Genomic DNA, 18,350 nt, shown 5'->3' on the forward strand with positions numbered 1-18,350 from the left:
TGCGCCAGGCGGCCCGGCAGCGGACGTGGCTGCTTACTCGGCGCCCCGCACCTGTGCTTCCAGTTCGGACTTGAGACCGGGCTCCAGTTTCAACTGGCGCGCCAGCTCATCAAGATAGGCGCGCTCCATGAAATGCTCTTCATCCACCAGCATGACACTGGCGATATACATTTCCGCCGCCATTTCAGGCGTGGTCGCGGCGCGAGCCACTTCTGCCGGGTCCAGCGGTTTGTTCAGCTCGGCCTGAAGCCATTGCTGAAGCGCCTGATCGCTGTTCAATTTGCTGAACTCGCCCTCGATCAGTTCTCGCTCACGCTCATCCACATGACCATCGGCTTTTGCAGCGGCGACCAGGGCACGCAGGATGGCCTGGCTGTGCTGCTCGGCTTCAGCCTCGGGCAAGCGATCAATGGTTTGCGGCTCACGCTGACCAACGAGGCCCTGACTGGACTGCCAGTTGTTATAGGCCTTATAGGCCAGTACGCCCAATGCCGCCAAGCCTCCGTAAGTCAGCACCTTACCGCCCATACTGCGCGAGCGTTTGCCGCGCAGAAGGCTCATGGCACCTGCAGCCAGCGCACCGCCACCGGCGCCGGACAGCAGACCGCCAAGACCGCTCTGGAAGGTCCCTTGGCCTTTACCGCCGCCGAGCAGGCTGCCCAGACCATTGATCAATGAATCGCTGCCCGAAGACTGCTTGCCGGATTTGCCGTTAGCCTTGTCCTGCAACATGCTTTGTCCGGATTTGAGCAACTGATCGAGTAAGCCACGCGTATTCACAGAAAGCCTCCTACAAGGTTTGTCAGATGAGTCATTGACCAACAAGTTGACAGGAAGTCACTGACTCAAGATTACCGGTGTGCTTCCGGATGTTACGATTCCCGACCAGCCCCATTCATCCAATCATTCCCGATATCAGCGAAACACGTGCAACGCGCGGCTCTGATAAGGGGTCAATAGTGGAGCAGTCGGTACGAAAAGCAGTTAAAAAGACTGCTCGTCCAGATTGATCAACCTTAAGTACACCCATATGAACGCAAGACGCATACCGTCAGGAGCTTGCCTGAAGTGATATCGCTCACTGGTTTCCCGACAGCTAACGGCACGGCTGCCGGGATTATCCGATCAAAGGACTGGAGCCAGACACCACTCGGACCCATCGAGCATTGGCCGGTATCGCTGAAAAACACCCTGAATCTGATTCTGAACTCGCCGGAATCGATGTATCTGCTCTGGGGGCCGGAGCTGGTGTTTTTCCACAATGATGCTTATACCCCCATCCTCGGCCCGCGTAAGGATAACGCCATTGGCGCGCTTATTCCGGACCTCTGGGCTGATGTGTGGGATCAGGTCGCGCCACTGGTCATCGATGCATACGCCGGCAAGCCGTGCCATTACAAGGACATGCCGCTGAGCATGGCGCGCTATGGTGAGGTCGAGCAGACATGGTGGTCATTCTCCTTCTCGCCGGTGATCGACGAGCAAGGGATGATCGTTGGCATGTTTTGCATCACCAACGAAACCACCGAGCATGTCCTCAGTCAGCAAGCGTTGCAGGACAGTGAGCGCGAACGCCTGAAACTGATCGAGGATCTGGTAAATCTGGAACGGCGGCAGACCGCCAGGCTGGCACAGCGGACCCTGGAGCTGGATACATTCTGGGAGATTTCCCCGGATCCGCTGGCGATACTCGATTTCAACGGCATTTTCCTGCGGGTGAACCCAGCCTGGACAGTACTGCTGGGCCACACTGAACAAGAGCTGCTGGGCAGCTCGATCATGAGCCTGCTGCATCCAGATGATGTGCGTAATACCGAGGATGCCCTGCAACACACCATCAATCATGTTTTGCCGCTGTTCGAGAATCGCTACCTGCATGTGGACGGGACCTATCACTGGTTCGGCTGGACCGCTGCGCCAGGCAATGGAATCATTTTTGCGCTGGGCAAGCACCTGCCCCATGAGAAAGATCGCATCGAAGCATTGCGTATTGCCGAAGAAGCACTGATTCAAGCGCAGAAAATGGAAGCGGTCGGGCAGTTGACCGGCGGTTTGGCACATGACTTCAACAATCTGCTGATGGGCGTGACCGGCAACATGGAGTTGCTCCTGTCGAGGATCAGACAGGAGCGCTTCACGGAGCTGGATCGCTATATCAATGCAGCACTGGAGGGCTCAAGACGTGCAGCCTCCCTGACGCACCGCCTGCTGGCATTCTCGCGCCGTCAGACACTGGCCCCCAAGGCGACGGATATCGACCTTCTGGTGGCGGGCATGGATGAACTGATCCGGCGTACCGTGGGCCCTGCCATCGATATGCAGGTCATTGCTTCACGAGGGCTGTGGTCGACCCTGGTGGACCCGCATCAGTTGGAAAACTCGCTGCTCAATTTATGTATCAACGCCAAGGACGCCATGCCCGACGGCGGGCAGCTGCTGATTCAGACCGGCAACCGTCATCTGAATGCAGCCGCAGCGGCGAGGTATCAGTTGCCCGCAGGTCGTTACGTGGAGTTATGCGTCAGCGATACAGGCACGGGCATGGACAAAGATGTCATGGCACGGGCCTTCGATCCGTTCTTCACCACCAAACCGTTAGGCATGGGGACGGGCCTGGGGCTGTCGATGATTTACGGCTTTGCACGGCAGTCCGGAGGCGGCGTCAACATCACATCAAACGTTGGAGAGGGCTCGAAAGTCTGCATCCTGCTGCCGATGCATGAAGGTGAGCCTGAAGCGGTGGCACTTGAGGACAGCCCTTTACAAGTACCCGCACCTGGCATCAGCGATGAAACCATTCTGGTCGTTGATGACGAGCCCGCTGTGCGCCTGCTGATTGCCGAGTTGCTTGAAGACCTTGGCTATACCATTTTGCAGGCCGAGCGAGGTGCCGATGCTCTGACCATTCTGCAGTCCAAAGCGGCTATCGACCTGTTGATTACCGACGTCGGTCTGCCAGGCGGCATGAACGGTCGTCAGGTCGCAGACGCCGCCCGGGATGTTCGGCCCGACCTGAAAATACTGTTTGTGACCGGCTATGCTGAAAACGCGGCGCTGGCCCACGATACGCTTGAACCTGGCATGCATGTACTGCCCAAGCCTTTTGCCATTGCCGAACTGATCGGACGCGTCACCGAACTGCTGGAAGGCGAATAAAAATGAGCGCCCTGCGGCGCTCACTTATTGGCTGCTTCCTTGCGTAAACCGAACGGGCATCAATCCCGCAGATCAGACTCATGAATCGGCTGATCCCGATGTGTGGCGCGTTGGTACTGTGCGGGCCAGGTCGCCAGACGCCCGCCCAGGTCTTCATCGGCACGCAGCGGCCAGTACGGATCACGCAGCAACTCACGCGCAAGCAGGATGATATCGGCCTGCCCGGTACGCAGAATATGCTCTGCCTGGGCCGGATCAGTAATCATGCCTACCGTCCCTGTAGCGATTTCGGACTCTTTGCGAACCCGTTCGGCAAAACGCGTCTGGTAGCCGGGGCCAACCGGAATTTCTGCGTTGGCTGACGTGCCGCCCGACGACACATCGATCAGGTCGGTACCCAGCGCCTTCAGACGGCGCGCCAACTCTACCGTTTCATCGGCGTTCCAGCCGTCTTCCACCCAGTCGGTGGCGGACACGCGAACGAACAACGGCAGCTCTTCAGGCCACACTGCGCGCACCGCTTGGGTGACTTGCAGCGTCAGGCGAATGCGGTTCTCGAATGAACCACCGTATTGGTCAGTGCGCTGGTTGCTCAATGGCGACAGGAACTGGTGCAGCAGATAACCGTGGGCCGCGTGAATTTCTACCACCTTGAAGCCTGCGGTCAGGGCGCGCCGTGCGGAATCGACAAACGCCTTGATCAGTTCCTGAATCTGCGTTTCGCTCAGTTGCACAGGCGCCGTGTGCTGCGGATCAAAAGCAATTGCCGAAGGCCCGACCGGAGTCCAGCCGCCTTCATTGAGGGAAATGCTGCCGTGCTTGCCAAGCCACGGGCGCCAGGTGCTGGCCTTGCGACCGGCGTGCGCCAGCTGGATGCCAGCCACCGCACCCTGAGCATTGATAAAGCGGGTAATGCGTTGCAGCGGCTCGATCTGTTCATCATTCCAAAGCCCCAGGTCTTCGGGGGTTATGCGGCCGTCCGGCGTCACAGCCATCGCTTCAGTGATGACCAGGCCGGCGCCGCCAACTGCTCGGCTTCCCAGATGAACCAGATGCCAGTCGTTGGCCAGGCCGTCGACACTGGAATACTGGCACATCGGCGAGACTGCGATACGGTTGCGAAGGGTCAATTGGCGCAGGGTGTAGGGTTCAAGCAGCAGGCTCATGGCAACCTCTCGTAATGAAAAATCAGGTGTCCAGGCCCCGTTCATTCAATGAACAGGTTTTGCAGACAGTCTGTTGTCGACAACCCGGTAGCGAGAGGGGTTCCTGCTGATTGTCAGCGTGGCGCGATGTGCACCACCATCAACTGCACGGTTTCGTTGCCACGAAACTCGTTGAGGTCCAGTTTGTAGGCCAGTTCGACCCAGCGAATGTTGGGGTTGGGCCAGATGTCGCGGTCGACGCCGAACGCAATGCCATCGAGCTTGACGCTGCCGCACTCGGTCTTGAGCACCATCTTCAAGTGACGCTCGCCCACCACCCGCTGTTCGACAAGCTGGAATATGCCGTGGAACAAGGGCTCGGGGAAGTGCTGTCCCCATGGACCGGCGTTGCGCAGTGCGCGGGCCAGTTCCAGATGGAATTCCTCGACGGCCAGCGAACCGTCAGACAGCAGACGTCCGGTCAAGTCCTGCTCGTCGAGCTGACGACGCACTTCCAGGTCGAACGCTTCGGCAAACGCCGGGAAATTCTCTTCAGGCAGCGAGAGACCTGCCGCCATGGCGTGGCCGCCGAACTTGCTGATCAGATGCGGATGACTGGCCGCCACAGCGTCCAGCGCATCGCGAATGTGAAACCCCGGCACCGAGCGAGCCGAGCCTTTGAGCACGCCCTCCCCGGCACTGGCGAACGCGATGGTAGGTCGGTGGTAGCGCTCCTTGAGGCGCGAGGCCAGGATACCGATGACACCTTGATGCCATTCGGCATCGAACAGGCACAGGCCGAACGGCATGGACTCCAGCGGCAGGTCCTTGAGCTGCGCGAGCGCTTCACGCTGCATGCCCTGCTCAATGGATTTGCGATCCTGGTTCAATTCGTCCAGTTGCACGGCCATTTCTCGCGCCAGTGTCGGGTCGTCGCAGAGCAGGCATTCAATGCCCAGGCTCATATCGTCCAGGCGCCCCGCCGCGTTCAGGCGTGGCCCGATAATAAACCCCAGATCAGTAGAGGTGATGCGCGAAGACTCACGCCGTGCAACCTCAAGAATCGCGCGCAGCCCGGGCCGGGCACGGCCAGCACGAATACGCATCAGGCCTTGGTGCACCAGAATGCGGTTGTTGGCGTCGAGCGGCACGACATCGGCCACGCTGCCCAGCGCGACCAGGTCCAGAAGCTCACCCAGGTTGGGCTGGGCACGCTGGTTGCTCTCGAACCAGCCGGTGTCCCGCAAACGCGCACGCAAGGCCATCAACACATAGAAAATAACCCCGACACCGGCCAGCGATTTGCTGGGAAAGGTACAGCCTGGCTGGTTGGGGTTGACGATGGCGTCTGCCGCCGGAAGCTCGTGACCCGGCAAATGGTGGTCGGTGACCAGTACCTGCAAGCCTGCCGCCTTGGCAGCGGCCACACCCTCGACGCTCGAAATGCCGTTATCCACGGTGATCAATAGCTGAGGCTCGCGCTGCAACGCCACTTCGACGATTTCCGGCGTCAGGCCATAACCGTACTCAAAACGGTTAGGCACCAGATAATCGACGTGCGCCGCGCCCAGCAGGCGCAGCCCCAGAACACCCACGGTGCTGGCAGTCGCGCCATCGGCATCGAAATCACCGACAATCAGCATGCGCTGGCCTTCGCGCAGCGCCGTTACCAGCAGGTCTACCGCAGCATCGATACCCTTGAGTTGCTGATAAGGGATCAACCGCGCCAGGCTTTTGTCCAGCTCGGCCTCGCAGGCCACGCCCCTTGCGGCATAAAGACGAGTGAGCAAGGGCGGCAGGTCGCCGAGAAACGGCAAGGTATCGGGCAATAGACGGGGTTCGATGCGCATGCGGGTCAGCTGATTCTCTTTGCAGTGTCGATGAATGTTTTTTCGATCGGAACCGGCGGCTGTCAGCCGCGTTCGCCCGCAAGCCATTGCAACTGGACTTCATGCTGGCCACGGTCGTCGGTGACGAACACCGTTCCTTCACTGATCATCACATCCCACTTGATGACCCGCGGCATATCCTTGGCCAGCACTTCCAGCACGTCCTGCGGGACGGCGGCAATATTGACGTTTTTCAGGTTCTTGATCGCCGGGATGACCTTGCCTTCCCAAACGCGCAAGCTGCCGTAGGCAAGCAGGCTGGTGCGTTCGGTGCGACGCGAGCACCAGGTCAGGCGGTCGGCATCCGGCTGTCCGACTTCAATCCAATGCAGAACCCGATCATCCAGGCTTTTTTCCCACAGTGCGGGTTCGTCCACATCAGACAGGCCGCGACCGAACGACAATTGTTCGTTGTACCAGAAGGCATAGGCCAGCAGGCGCACGGTCATGCGTTCTTCAGTTTCCGAAGGATGGCGGGCAATGGTCTGTTTGACGCTCTCATACACTCCGCGATCGAGGTCGGTGAGGTTGAGTTCGAATTTGTAGGTCGTGGACGGCTGGGCCATGAACGGGCTTCTAGAGTCTGGAGGTAAGACGGCAAGTCTAACCGATGCCGGGCCTGTGAACGAACTTGCTCGCGCAGGGGATGCAATTGCTCCTGCTTGCGGGCTATACAAAAATCGATAGCCTGAAACAAAATTCTGATACAGATTGGCTTTATAGACGATGTGCTCCGAGTACCTGGATCCCGGCAAGGGACTGCCGAAGCACCTGAATGTGACGCCACAGGCGCAGCGCCACTCAAAGAGCTGCCACTCTACTCCAGTTTGCTGAATCTTTTTCGAGGATGAAACCAGCGAATGTCCCTTCCTGCCTCGTACTGCACAACGGCTCGATTGATGCTCGCCCTGTCGCTGGCTGCCCTGTCATGCGCCAGCCAGGCAAGGGAGACATTGACCTGGTTGATGCGCGACATACCACCTTCGACGATTTTTTCCGGGGTCATGCGCGGGCAAGGTGCCATTGATCAGCTCATGCCTTTGTTAACTGCGCGAATGCCCGAATACGATCACGTGCTAATGCGCGTCAATCGTGCCAGGGGCCTGCAGATGCTTAACGACGCCACGTCTCTGAGTTGTGATCCCACCATGCTGTGGACTGAGGAGCGAGCCAGAACCCTGCTCTTCTCCATACCGATCGGCGCCATATTCAGCAGCGGCCTGATTGTACGCAAGGAAGACATGTCGACGTTCGAGCCGTATGTCGAGGACGGAAAAATCGACTTCGCGGCGCTTATGGCCACCCGGGCGATCAAATTGGGCATAGTCGCCGAACGCAGCTATGGCGAACTGATCGACCATACGCTGCAAGGTGTCGACGAAGATGCGCTGGTGCTCCATTACGGTAACGATGCCACCGGCAGCCTTCTGCAAATGGAACGCCTGGGGCGCCTGCAAGCCTTTATCAGTTTCTGGCCGGAAGCACGCTATCAGGCCATGCAACAAGGTATCAGGCCGGATGAACTGGCCTTCTTGCCGATCAGGGGCAACCCCGCCTACCAATTCGTCTATATCAGTTGCAGCAACTCACCTGAAGGCAAAAAAGCCCTCGCACAGATCAACCGCGAGATGCGTACGTTGCGCGAAAGCAGCCTGATGGGCTTTTACGCGCGGTGGCTGGACCCCGAGCAACGGGCAAGCTACCTGGAAGACGTCAAAGCGCTGTTCGAGAAGAACTGACCACCTAAAAGAAACCCCGGGCAGAGGGGGACCTGCCCGGGGTAAACATGACCATGATGGTCAGTACGCCAACCTTCGATCACCGGAGCACAATGATCAAACCTGACGTAATGGATAGGAGTGCAACGAACGCGTCAGGTTCCGACCTTGTGGACGCAAGCCAGACGACTGTTTAGCAACTGTTAAGCAAAAGACGGAGTGCCGATAAACGTTCGGCTGATTGCAGCATTACGCATCGCGGCAATGACGCAGGGTTCGATTCGACCTTCGGCGACCATCAAATCCCGGCGCAGGCCGTCTACCACATCGGTGAGCTGGCGCTTGTCGCTCAGTTGATCAGCGCCGAATGTACGCTCGATCACACAGACGCCCGCTTTATCCTTAAGAGTAACCAGACGTTCGCCCCGAGTACCCGCCGGGCCAATAGTGGCCTGATAAGGAGCCAGCGCTTCGCTTAGCAGTAAGCTGATATTTTCCATCCGGATCACCACTCAACAGTTTGAATGCAAAGGTGCTAACCAATGACCGTCGGCGACAGCAGAAAGTTCTTTCTATCGCCTGATCACAGCACCGGTCTGTCATTTCGAGCATGCCTGTTGAATGTGACAAGGAAAAAACCGGAGGCCAATGGCGACAGGAAGTGGGCTTGTAGGAAAACTCAACATAATTACGCTACGCCTCCTACAAGGTGCCTATGCTATTGATCACTGCGTTAAACAACGCTGTCGTCTGTAATACCAGTCAGCCTTTTTGATGGAGCCACACCTTGAGCGATTCCACTGATCGCCCGTTGCGCGTCATCGTGGCTGATGACCACCCTATTTTTCTCATCGGCCTGCGTGTCGTACTGGAACAGGACAATCTGGCTACCGTTGTCGCCGAAGCCTGTAATCCGGATGAACTGCTACAGGTACTCGCGCGCCATCCCTGCGATGTGCTGGTGACTGATTTCATGATGCCGGTCGAACTGCAGAACGATGGCTTACGTCTTTTGCAGCGCATACACCGGGATTTTCCGGCATTGCCGCTGATCGTTGTAACAACACTGAGCAATGCCGGACTTTTTCAGTCCATGCTGGACCTTAACGTGCGGGGCCTGTTGAGCAAGGCCAGCCTTGCCGGAGAACTGCCAGCTGCCATCAGGGGCGTGCAGCGCGGTGAGTTTTTTGTCGCCGATTCCGTGCGCAGGGTGCTGATAGAAGCGCGTCAGTAAGGCCCTGACGCGCTGTTGCCGGCAGAAAAATTGTCGCCCAGGGAGCTGGAGGTGTTACGCCTGCTCTCGGCCGGTCATACCGTCGGCCAGATCGCTGCGCAGCTCAATCGCAGCAAACAGACTGTCAGCGCACAGAAAGTCGCGGCCATGCGCAAGCTCGGTCTGGCCAACGACGCGGCACTGTTCATTTATTTGCAGGAAAGCGGCATGTCCTGAGGCCGGCCGTCTGTCAGCATGGCCTGCAGATGAGACTCGCGCTCGGCGGCCCAGCGCACCAACTCTGATGAAGGCATCGGACGCGCAATGAAATAACCCTGAATGGCCGGGTTGCCCAATGCCAGCAGGCTGTGAAAGTCGTCAATCGTTTCGACCCCCTCCACCACTACCGACATGGACAGCCGCTGTGCCATGAGCATGGCTCCAGCCACCACTGCAGACTTGCGCGCATCGTCGGCCATGCCACGTACAAACTCGGTCGGTATCTTCAACTCGCTGAAGGGCAACTGCAGGAGCCTGTCGATGTTCGAAGCGCCCATGCCAAAGTCATCGATAGACAATTTGCAGCCCTGCATGCATAACCTCAACAGGCCCTCCATCTGCCAGGTTTCCGGGCGGGCGGCATCCTGTTCGAGAATCTCCAGGGTCAGCGCAGTTGCCGGCACGCTGTGACGGGTGAGCGCCTGCATGATCTGCCCGGCGAAATCCGCCTGTTGCAGCACTTGCGGGTCGATATTGACCGCAACCGAGAGTACTTCGCCCTGCTCGCGCATGAACTGTGCAGAGAACTGCAGGGCCTGATCCAGCATACGCCAGGTCAACGCAACGGTCAGTTCCTCAGCTTCGATGGCGTCCATGAATCGTCCGGGAGCCAGCAAGCCATGTGTGGGGTGCTGCCAGCGGACCAGCGCCTCGACACCCAGCAACTTGCCCTGCAGATTCACCTTGGGTTGAAAATAGGCAATCCACTGTTCGGCAACAGACGCAACGTCTATGGGCATATTGTCTTTCGGATCAAACAACTCCACGGCAGACAGTGCCCCGAACGCACGCTTTACCGGTGGCTGTGGTGCACTCCCGGCACGGCCTGGCCCGTACGCCTCAAGCAGGTCATGGAGTACAGCGGCCGAAGCAGGTTTTTGCACATACCCCAACACTTCCAAGCCTTGGCTGAGCGCCAGCTGCGCAACACCTTCCAGCACGCAGGCAGCTGAACTGCTGACAATGATCAGAGCCCTCGCCAACCCGTTTTCGGCCATAAAGCGGATCAGCTCAAGGCCGTCGGGGCCGTCCATCTGCAAGTCACAGATAGCAATGTCGACAGGACCACGGCTTTGCAGGGAAAGCCTGGCAACCTCAACGCTCTCGGCAGCCAGCACATCGAACACCTGATTGGCGTTGAGCATCTGGTGCAGAGCCATCAGCTGGAAAGGATGGTCTTCGAGAATCAGAACCTTGAGTGAGTGCACGGTCACGCCTACGGGAGTCAGAGCCAGCGGCTCAGGGGAACACTTACTGTAGCTCCTACCGCACGCATGCCCCATAGGACATGTCCTAAACCCGGTAGCGATTAACGTTTTTTTCAGCAAGCATCAATCGCAAGCCGGTGCAATGTCGGGCACTGCCACCAATTGCAACTCGATATCAGCGCGCAGGCCGGTCATCGCAGCCTCCAGCGCCAACCAGCGCTCAGGCACACTGGCCACACACTCAAGCCGCACACTTTCATCGAGCGCCGCGCACGCCTTGGCCAACGGCACTGCGTCAACCAGACTCGCCGCGCCCTTGAGCCGATGCAGGCAAGCGCTCAAGGTGTTCCAGTCATTTGCCAGCACCGCAGGCTCCAGCAAGGCGTGTTCATGCCTGAGATTCTTCCACAACTCGCCCAACAACCGTTGCATCTGTTCCGGGTTGGCCCGGGTCATGTTTTGCAGCGTGCTGATGTCGAACGTCGGCTCACGTACCCGATCCGCCAGCTCCTGGGCCAGACGCGCCAGGGAAAGCGGTTTGATCAGCAGACCGTCCATCCCCGCCTGCTCACACCGTGCAGCCTCGTCGCTCATTGCGTTAGCGGTACAGCCAATGACCGGGCAGCGCCGGCGCTGCTCTTTCTCTTCGATCTGTCGAATGGCTTCGGTCAATGCATAACCGCTGATACCCGGCATGTTGCAGTCGGTGATGACCGCATCGAACGGCTCTTCGCACCACCTCGACAGCGCAGCCTTGCCATCTTCGACAGCCACCACCTGATGACCAAGAAACTCCAGCTGGCGGGTCAACACCAGCCGATTGGCCGACATGTCATCGACCACCAACAAGCGAAGGCTGCGCGTATCCACAGGTGCATCCGGGACATCGCAGGAGGGCAAAACCGGCTCGCTCACCCTGACCAGCGGCAAATCGATGTTGACCAGCGTACCCTCGCCCGGCGAGCTGTGCAGGCTGATATCGCCCTTCATCAACTGCACCAACTGCCGAGTGATGCTCAGTCCCAGCCCACTCCCACCGTAATGTGCGGCAGTGTCATCGCTGGCCTGAGTAAAGGGCTGGAATATCTGCTGTTGACGCTCTGGCTCGATACCTTCGCCACTGTCCTGGATACCGATGCGTACACGCGATGAGTCATCCAGCGCCGCCACCCTCAAGACGACCGACCCTTGCCGGGTGAATTTCAAGGCGTTGCCCAGGACGTTATGCAGCACCTGACGCAGCCTCAGCGGGTCAAGCCAGTAATCGCCCTGAGCCTGTTCGGAGAATTCCAGCCGCAGTTCCAGGTCCTTTTCCCGGGCCTGCGCTGAAAAAAGCTCGATTACGCCCTCGAAAAGAGCCTGCAAGGATGTGACTGTCAATGACAACTGCATGCCGCCCGCTTCGATTCTGGCCAGATCAAGACTTTCGCCAATCAGTGCCACCAGCTCCGTAGCCGAGCGATGGGCGACCTGCAAGCCTTGCGACGGTGTATGCCCCTTGCGTAAAGCGTGTGCGCATTCCAGCTCCAGCAAACCGATGATTGCACCCATTGGGGTACGAATTTCATGACTCATGCTGGCCAGAAAGACACTCTTCGCCTCGTTGGCCTGAGCGGCCAGACGCATTGCTTCCTGGAGCTGCTGCTCAAGCCGCTTGCGCTCGGTGATATCGACCCAGCCGCCCAGCAACCCCTGCAGCTGTCCGTCGGCAGCGAAGAAAGGGACCGTCCATTGCCAGACGTCCATGCGTTTTCCGGACAGTTCGATGGTGCGGTCGGAAAAGACTGGCTGGTGATTTTCCAGCAAGTTGAGGTAGTCGGTATGCATCTGCTCAGCCAATGCACGCGGTATCAGATTGACATCCGTAAGGCGTCGACCATTCATCTGCTCGAAACTGATGCCAAGGCTCTGCTCGTAGCTACGGTTGCAGGAAATCAGTCGTCCCTTGAGATCGCGAACATAAATCGGATTGGGGATACCATCGAACAAGGCGTGTTTGAAGGCCAGCTGGTCATTGAGCTGCCTTTCAGCCTTGAGGCGCTGGCGAATCTGTACCTTGAGGCGACTGCTCCAGACCAGTGACACCAGCCCGGTCAGTAAGGCCAGGGCCAGTACCCAGAATACCCACTGCGGTATCCGCCCCCAGAGCGAAGGCTGAGGCAGTGCCGAGCCCAGCCACTTCAAGCGGATCGAGCGCAACTCGGCCACCGGGAACTCTTCCAGCGCCTTATTCAGAATGCCCAGCAGTTCGGGCTGGGTCTTGATCACCAAAAACCTGTCGGGTGACCATTGGCCATCGACACTGCGGGCGACCTTCAGTTGCCCGGCCGGGAACAGGTAGGCACCTACTTCATTCTGAATGGTCGCGTCGGCAACACCGCTTTCCACCAGGGCGCGGGCCTGGTCGTAGGTGTCCACCAGACGCAGCTGGATCAAGGGGTGCTCGCGCCTGATCAGGTCCTCGAGCGCATGCCGGGCAGGCAGTGCCAGCACTTTACCGGCCAGACTGTCGAGCGATACTCGGGATGAGCGCTCTGAGCGCACCACGAACATCCAGCTGTTGCCTCCGAAGGAATATGTAAAGTCCAGAAACCGCCGACGCTCGGCATTTTCTGCAAGCGAGGTGTTCATCTCGGCAAGACCGGCACGCAGCATTTCAATGCTCTGCTGCGTGGAAGGCACTTCCTGATGGACAAACTGCAACCCGGTCATGCGTGAGATACGGGACAGCACATCTGCGTTCAGCCCCACCCATTGGCCATTCTTGTCTTTGTAGATGTACGGCGGATGCTGTGTGGTGGCGATGGTCACGCTCGGATGCTTGAGCAGCCAGCGCCGCTCGGCACCGGTAAGGCGAATGCGTTGTCCCTCCACGTCAGCGCCCAGCCCCATCGTCCAGCGGCCGAGCACTTCACGACCGATCGACGGTTCAATACTGTCCAGCGCACGATTGATGAAGGTCAGCAAGCGCTGCTCATCGTCACGCACTGCAAAAGAAAACCCTACCGGAGGCAACCGGCTTTCGAACTTGATCTGCAATCCGAGATAAGGACGCAGGGCGGTGTAGGCCCGGACAATGACTTCGTTGCCGATAAAAGCGTCGACCTCGCCTTGGCTCAGGGCCTCCAGAGCACTGTAGAGGTTAGGCGCGATAATCAGCTCGCTGTCAGGATAAACGCGGTGAGCGACGTCCGAGTCGGCATAGCCATCAAGCAGCACAACCTTCTTGCCGGCCAGGCTTGGCGGCGGGCTCAGATCGTTGCCACGACCAACGACAACAGATCGGTCAGGCATGTATTCGGTTGAGAACGACAGCCCTTTCACGCCCCGCTCAAAGCCATTGGCGCTGGTCAGCAGGTCTATCTTGCCGTCGTGCAATGCCTCGATGGCCTCGTCACGCCTGGCAAACCCGGTCACCTGCACCGGAATGTTCAACTGGTCGCTGACCAACCCCAGATAGTCGGCACTGATGCCCTGATAACGGTTGCGGTCACTGGTGATATCAATCGGCTCGTAGTCGGCAATCGCAATGCCGACCCGAAGTACCTTGCGTTGATCGAGCCAGGCACGATCCTGATCTGCCAGGGCCAGATCCGCTGAAGCCACGAAAGGGGCTGTCAGGGTAAACGGCAAGCTTTGCGCCGCATCGGCTGGCCCGACAAAAACCAGCGCCAACAACATGCATGCCATGCGCCACGCGCGGCCTCTCAATGTGCTGTCTGCCTCCCTGACTACGCTTTGCATGCTTGCCTGCTTCACTACAAATGACCCAACTCTATGGTTCGAAAACCAGCGAAGTTTGGCACGTAGAAACAGAAAGGCCCGCCAAGTGGCGGGCCTAAAGTTGTTACACGACGCTTCTGTCAGAGCGGTTTGCCGCGATTGCCATGCTGGCTGACAAATGCCTGTATGGCTTTCAGGTCATTTGGCAGCACAGTGCAGCGCTCGTCACGCTCGAACAAATCAGACAAATGTGCAGGTAGCTCAAGCGCTTTTCCTACACCGGCCTTCTCCACTGCCTCCGGAAACTTGACCGGATGCGCCGTACCCAGAATCACCATCGGCGTGTCCAGGCTGCGACGGCATTCGCGAGCAGCCTTCACCCCGATAGCGGTATGCGGATCAAGCAGTTCGCCGGTGCTGGCAAACACTTCAGCAATGGTCGTGCAGGTGTCCTCGTCGCTGACTGCCAGCGAATCGAACAGTTTGCGGGTTTCGGTCCAGCGCTCTTCTTCGACACTGAAACCGCCGCCCTGCCTGAACGTGCTCATCAACTCGGCAATGGCAGAACCGTTGCGACCGTGCATATCGAACAACAGGCGTTCGAAGTTCGACGACACCATGATGTCCATGGAAGGCGACAACGTAGCGTGCAGGGTTTCCTTGACGTACTGATTGCCGCTCATGAAACGGTGCAGAATGTCGTTGCGGTTGGTGGCGACGATCAGTTGATTGACCGGCAGCCCCATGTTGCGTGCCAGGTAACCGGCAAAGATATCGCCGAAGTTGCCGGTCGGAACCGAGAACGATACCGAGCGCGCGGGACCGCCCAACTGCAGCGATGCATGGAAGTAGTAGACGATCTGGGCCATGATTCGCGCCCAGTTGATCGAGTTGACGGCGACCAGACGCGTGCCCTTCAGGAAGCCCTGATCGGCGAAGCTGGCCTTGACCATTTCCTGGCAGTCGTCGAAGTTGCCTTCTACTGCAATGTTGTGGATGTTGTCGCCAAAGATGGTGGTCATCTGCCGGCGCTGGACATCCGATACCCGATTGTTCGGGTGCAGAATGAAGATGTCGACGTTGTCACAGCGACGGCAGCCTTCGATGGCTGCAGAGCCGGTGTCACCCGAGGTAGCGCCGATGATCACCACGCGCTCGCCACGCTTGGCCAGTACATAGTCCAGCAAGCGACCGAGCAATTGCAGCGCGAAGTCCTTGAACGCCAGGGTAGGACCGTGGAACAGCTCAAGTACCCACTCGTTGCCATTCAACTGACGCAACGGTGCCACTGCACTGTGGGCGAAGACAGCGTAGGTCTCTTCAAGAATCTTCTTGAAATCGGCATCCGGGATGCTGCCAGCCACAAATGGGCGCATCACCCGAAAGGCAAGTTCGTGATACGGCAGACCGGCCCAGGAGGCGATCTCTTCCTGAGTGAAGCGTGGCAGGTTTTCCGGCACATACAGACCGCCGTCGCTGGCCAGACCAGTCAACAGCACGTCTTCGAAGTTCAGGGCCGGCGCCTGGCCGCGAGTACTGATATAGCGCATGGGATCAAACCTTTGGTTTGAGCTGAAAGCCTCAAGCTTCAAGCGTCAAGCTCAAAACGACTGGCGTCTGACTTGTAGCTTGAAGCTGACGGCTCGCAGCTGGTGTTAATTAAGATGTTCTACGCGAATACGAACCACCGGGCCAACCACGTCCTGAAGAGCTTCCAGGGCCTGAATGGCGTCATTGATGCGCTGCTCCACAACACGGTGCGTCAACAGGATCATCGGCACCAGACCATCGTGCTCCTCGACTTCCTTTTGCATGATCGACTCTATGTTGATGCCGCGCTCGGACAGGATACTCGCCACCTGGGCCAGCACGCCCGGGTGATCCTTGGCCTGGATGCGCAGGTAGTAGGCACTTTCACAGGCTTCGATCGGCAGAATCGGGTGCGCGGACAGCGAATCGGGCTGGAAGGCCAGATGCGGCACACGGTTTTCCGGATCGGATGTCATCGCCCGCACCACGTCCACCAGATCGGCCACTACCGAGGAAGCCGTAGGCTCCATACCGGCACCGGCACCGTAGAACAGCGTCGAGCCGGACGCATCGCCATTGACCATCACCGCGTTCATCACGCCGTTGACGTTGGCAATAAGACGATCGGCCGGGATCAGCGTCGGGTGTACGCGCAGCTCGATACCCTGGGCCGTGCTGCGTGCAACGCCCAGGTGCTTGATGCGATAGCCCAGCGCTTCAGCGTAGTTCACGTCGGCGGTGGTCAGTTTGGTGATGCCTTCGGTGTAGGCCTTGTCGAACTGCAATGGGATGCCGAAGGCAATGGAGGCCAGAATGGTCAGCTTGTGCGCTGCATCGATACCCTCAACGTCGAAGGTCGGATCGGCCTCGGCATAACCCAGCGCCTGGGCTTCGGCCAGAACATCCGGGAAGGTACGGCCCTTCTCGCGCATTTCGGTGAGGATGAAGTTGCCAGTGCCGTTGATAATGCCTGCAACCCAATTGATACGGTTTGCCGACAGCCCTTCGCGAATGGCTTTGATGACCGGGATGCCGCCAGCGACAGCTGCTTCAAAAGCAACGATTACGCCCTTTTCACGCGCTTTGGCGAAAATTTCGTTGCCGTGAACCGCGATCAGCGCCTTGTTGGCGGTCACTACGTGCTTGCCATGCTCGATGGCCTTGAGCACCAGATCACGGGCGATGGTGTAGCCACCGATCAATTCAACGACGATGTCGATTTCAGGGTTGGTCGCAACGGCAAACACATCACTGGTAGTAGGCGTACCGGCAATCTGGCAGTTGGGGTTTGGTGTACGAACCGCAATTTGCGCAACTTCGATTCCTCGCCCGGCACGGCGGGCGATCTCCTCGGCGTTACGCTGAAGTACATTGAAAGTACCGCCACCGACAGTACCCAGCCCACATATGCCTACTTTGACCGGTTTCACTGATGAACTCCCCGAAAAACAGCTGATGCTTGATCCGCCGTGAAATCCGCCGCACGTTGCCATGCGGCTACAAATGTGAAGAGGCGCCAAAAACACGGCCTCGTGTAGCGCATGCTCATATGAAGCATGCTGATGTGACAAAGCGTTATTTGGCGCCCATTGCCAGTTTGGCAACCTGAGCAGCAGGCTGATAGCCCGGAATCACCTGACCGTCGGCGAGGACAATCGCCGGGGTGCCGTTGACGCCGATCGACTGACCCAGCTCATATTGCTTGCTCACCGGATTGTCGCACTTGGCGGCCTTGATGTCCTTGCCGTCTACCATGCGGTCCATGGCGCTTTTGCGGTCCTTGGAACACCACACGGCCTGCAACTGCTCGTCACCCGAAGAACCCAGGCCTTGGCGCGGGAATGCCATGTAACGGACTTCAACGCCCATTTTGTTCAACTGCCCGACTTCTTCGTGCAGTTTGTGGCAATACGGGCAGGTAGTGTCGGTGAATACCGTGATGTGCGATTTGGTCTCGCCCACCGCCGGGTAGATCACCATTTCAGAAAGCGGAATGGCGTTGATGGTCTTGGCAATGGCCAGACGTTCGGTCTTCTCGGTCAGGTTGACCGGCTTGCCGTTCTGCACCTGAAACAGGTAGCCCTGAACCACGAACTGGCCGTCGGCACTGGCATACAGCACACGACCGCCCTTGAGCTTCACTTCATAAAGACCGTTGAGCGGGCTCGGCGAAATACTCTCGACCGGCAACTGCAATTCCAGCGAATCGAGGGTCTTGCGGATGGCTTGGTCGGGGGCTGCATCAGCCAGGGCAGACATACTGAATGTGCCGGCCAGCAGTAAAGCGGCGGCAGCGAAAATCTGGGGCAAACGCATGAAAACTCCTATAACGACGGGCAGACTGGCGGCAGTCGAAAAAAGGCGCGCCAGCCTTGATATGCGAAACCGGCAAAGCCTACCACATAAGGCTCGCGGGGCCGACAGGCCGTCGTCACTCGGGATGTTTCCAGGATGGATTAGAGATTTTTCCTGCGCAGATCGGAATGGGG

At 58.4% G+C, this 18,350-nt stretch carries 12 protein-coding genes and 1 pseudogene; 3 read left to right on the top strand and 10 right to left on the bottom strand.

Features of this window, described 5'->3' with window-relative positions:
* Positions 1-33 precede the first annotated feature (33 nt).
* Positions 34-780, bottom strand: coding sequence for a tellurite resistance TerB family protein (locus AO277_RS17460; RefSeq protein ID WP_044317324.1), 747 nt, complete (start codon positions 778-780; stop codon positions 34-36).
* Between the two features lie 288 nt (positions 781-1,068).
* Here AO277_RS17460 and AO277_RS17465 point away from each other — a divergent pair, with 288 nt between their 5' ends.
* Positions 1,069-3,156 (top strand): hybrid sensor histidine kinase/response regulator, encoded by a 2,088-nt coding sequence (locus AO277_RS17465; protein WP_044317323.1) that lies wholly within the window; start codon positions 1,069-1,071, stop codon positions 3,154-3,156.
* A gap of 59 nt (positions 3,157-3,215) precedes the next feature.
* On the opposite strand, the gene AO277_RS17470 is transcribed toward AO277_RS17465, so the two are convergent.
* From AO277_RS17470 to AO277_RS17480, 3 genes are all read right to left on the bottom strand, one after another.
* A complete protein-coding gene (locus tag AO277_RS17470) occupies positions 3,216-4,322 on the bottom strand; it encodes an NADH:flavin oxidoreductase/NADH oxidase (protein WP_002554772.1) in 1,107 nt (368 codons plus the stop codon).
* Positions 4,323-4,435: 113 nt separating this feature from the next.
* A complete protein-coding gene (gene recJ, locus AO277_RS17475; RefSeq protein WP_044317353.1) occupies positions 4,436-6,151 on the bottom strand; it encodes a single-stranded-DNA-specific exonuclease RecJ in 1,716 nt (571 codons plus the stop codon).
* A gap of 62 nt (positions 6,152-6,213) precedes the next feature.
* On the bottom strand, positions 6,214-6,756 hold the full coding sequence (locus AO277_RS17480; RefSeq protein ID WP_002554774.1) for a YaeQ family protein: 543 nt from the start codon (positions 6,754-6,756) through the stop codon (positions 6,214-6,216).
* A gap of 333 nt (positions 6,757-7,089) precedes the next feature.
* On the opposite strand from AO277_RS17480, the gene AO277_RS17485 reads away from it, so the two are divergent.
* Positions 7,090-7,929, top strand: a complete 840-nt coding sequence (locus tag AO277_RS17485; protein WP_044317322.1) for a TIGR02285 family protein — start codon at positions 7,090-7,092, stop codon at positions 7,927-7,929.
* A gap of 182 nt (positions 7,930-8,111) precedes the next feature.
* Here AO277_RS17485 and AO277_RS17490 read toward each other — a convergent pair whose 3' ends face one another.
* A complete protein-coding gene (locus tag AO277_RS17490) occupies positions 8,112-8,408 on the bottom strand; it encodes a DUF3509 domain-containing protein (protein ID WP_004656356.1) in 297 nt (98 codons plus the stop codon).
* 287 nt (positions 8,409-8,695) lie between these two features.
* Here AO277_RS17490 and AO277_RS17495 point away from each other — a divergent pair.
* Positions 8,696-9,358, top strand: a pseudogene (locus AO277_RS17495) (response regulator).
* Here the strand turns inward: AO277_RS17495 and AO277_RS17500 are convergent.
* The 5 genes from AO277_RS17500 to dsbC all read right to left on the bottom strand — a co-directional run bounded on the left by AO277_RS17500 (position 9,331) and on the right by dsbC (position 18,177).
* Positions 9,331-10,608 (bottom strand): EAL domain-containing response regulator, encoded by a 1,278-nt coding sequence (locus AO277_RS17500; RefSeq protein WP_080899126.1) that lies wholly within the window; start codon positions 10,606-10,608, stop codon positions 9,331-9,333. The pseudogene AO277_RS17495 and the gene AO277_RS17500 overlap by 28 nt on opposite strands.
* 123 nt (positions 10,609-10,731) lie before the next feature.
* Positions 10,732-14,289 (bottom strand): ATP-binding protein, encoded by a 3,558-nt coding sequence (locus tag AO277_RS17505; protein WP_161795770.1) that lies wholly within the window; start codon positions 14,287-14,289, stop codon positions 10,732-10,734.
* A 182-nt stretch (positions 14,290-14,471) separates the two neighbouring features.
* Positions 14,472-15,881: a threonine synthase gene (gene thrC / locus AO277_RS17510; RefSeq protein WP_044317319.1), complete on the bottom strand. Its 1,410-nt coding sequence runs from the start codon at positions 15,879-15,881 to the stop codon at positions 14,472-14,474.
* Positions 15,882-15,986: 105 nt separating this feature from the next.
* Positions 15,987-17,291 carry a homoserine dehydrogenase gene (locus AO277_RS17515; protein WP_002552527.1) on the bottom strand — a complete coding sequence of 435 codons (1,305 nt, stop codon included), beginning with the start codon at positions 17,289-17,291 and terminating at the stop codon, positions 15,987-15,989.
* Between the two features lie 145 nt (positions 17,292-17,436).
* The gene (dsbC, locus tag AO277_RS17520) at positions 17,437-18,177 is read right to left on the bottom strand and encodes a bifunctional protein-disulfide isomerase/oxidoreductase DsbC (protein WP_044317318.1); all 741 of its coding nucleotides are present in this window, start codon (positions 18,175-18,177) and stop codon (positions 17,437-17,439) included.
* Between the last annotated feature and the right edge of the window lie 173 nt (positions 18,178-18,350).

The sequence above is a fragment of the Pseudomonas amygdali genome, assembly GCF_002699855.1.
Taxonomy (GTDB): domain Bacteria; phylum Pseudomonadota; class Gammaproteobacteria; order Pseudomonadales; family Pseudomonadaceae; genus Aquipseudomonas; species Aquipseudomonas amygdali.

Coding starts and splice junctions, on each gene's coding strand:
- AO277_RS17485 (WP_044317322.1), top strand. CDS start 7,090: ATGCTCGCCCTGTCGCTGGCTGCCCTGTCATGCGCCAGCCAGGCAAGG.
- dsbC (WP_044317318.1), bottom strand. CDS start 18,177: ATGCGTTTGCCCCAGATTTTCGCTGCCGCCGCTTTACTGCTGGCCGGC.
- AO277_RS17490 (WP_004656356.1), bottom strand. CDS start 8,408: ATGGAAAATATCAGCTTACTGCTAAGCGAAGCGCTGGCTCCTTATCAG.
- AO277_RS17480 (WP_002554774.1), bottom strand. CDS start 6,756: ATGGCCCAGCCGTCCACGACCTACAAATTCGAACTCAACCTCACCGAC.
- recJ (WP_044317353.1), bottom strand. CDS start 6,151: ATGCGCATCGAACCCCGTCTATTGCCCGATACCTTGCCGTTTCTCGGC.
- AO277_RS17470 (WP_002554772.1), bottom strand. CDS start 4,322: ATGAGCCTGCTGCTTGAACCCTACACCCTGCGCCAATTGACCCTTCGC.
- thrC (WP_044317319.1), bottom strand. CDS start 15,881: ATGCGCTATATCAGTACTCGCGGCCAGGCGCCGGCCCTGAACTTCGAA.
- AO277_RS17505 (WP_161795770.1), bottom strand. CDS start 14,289: ATGTTGTTGGCGCTGGTTTTTGTCGGGCCAGCCGATGCGGCGCAAAGC.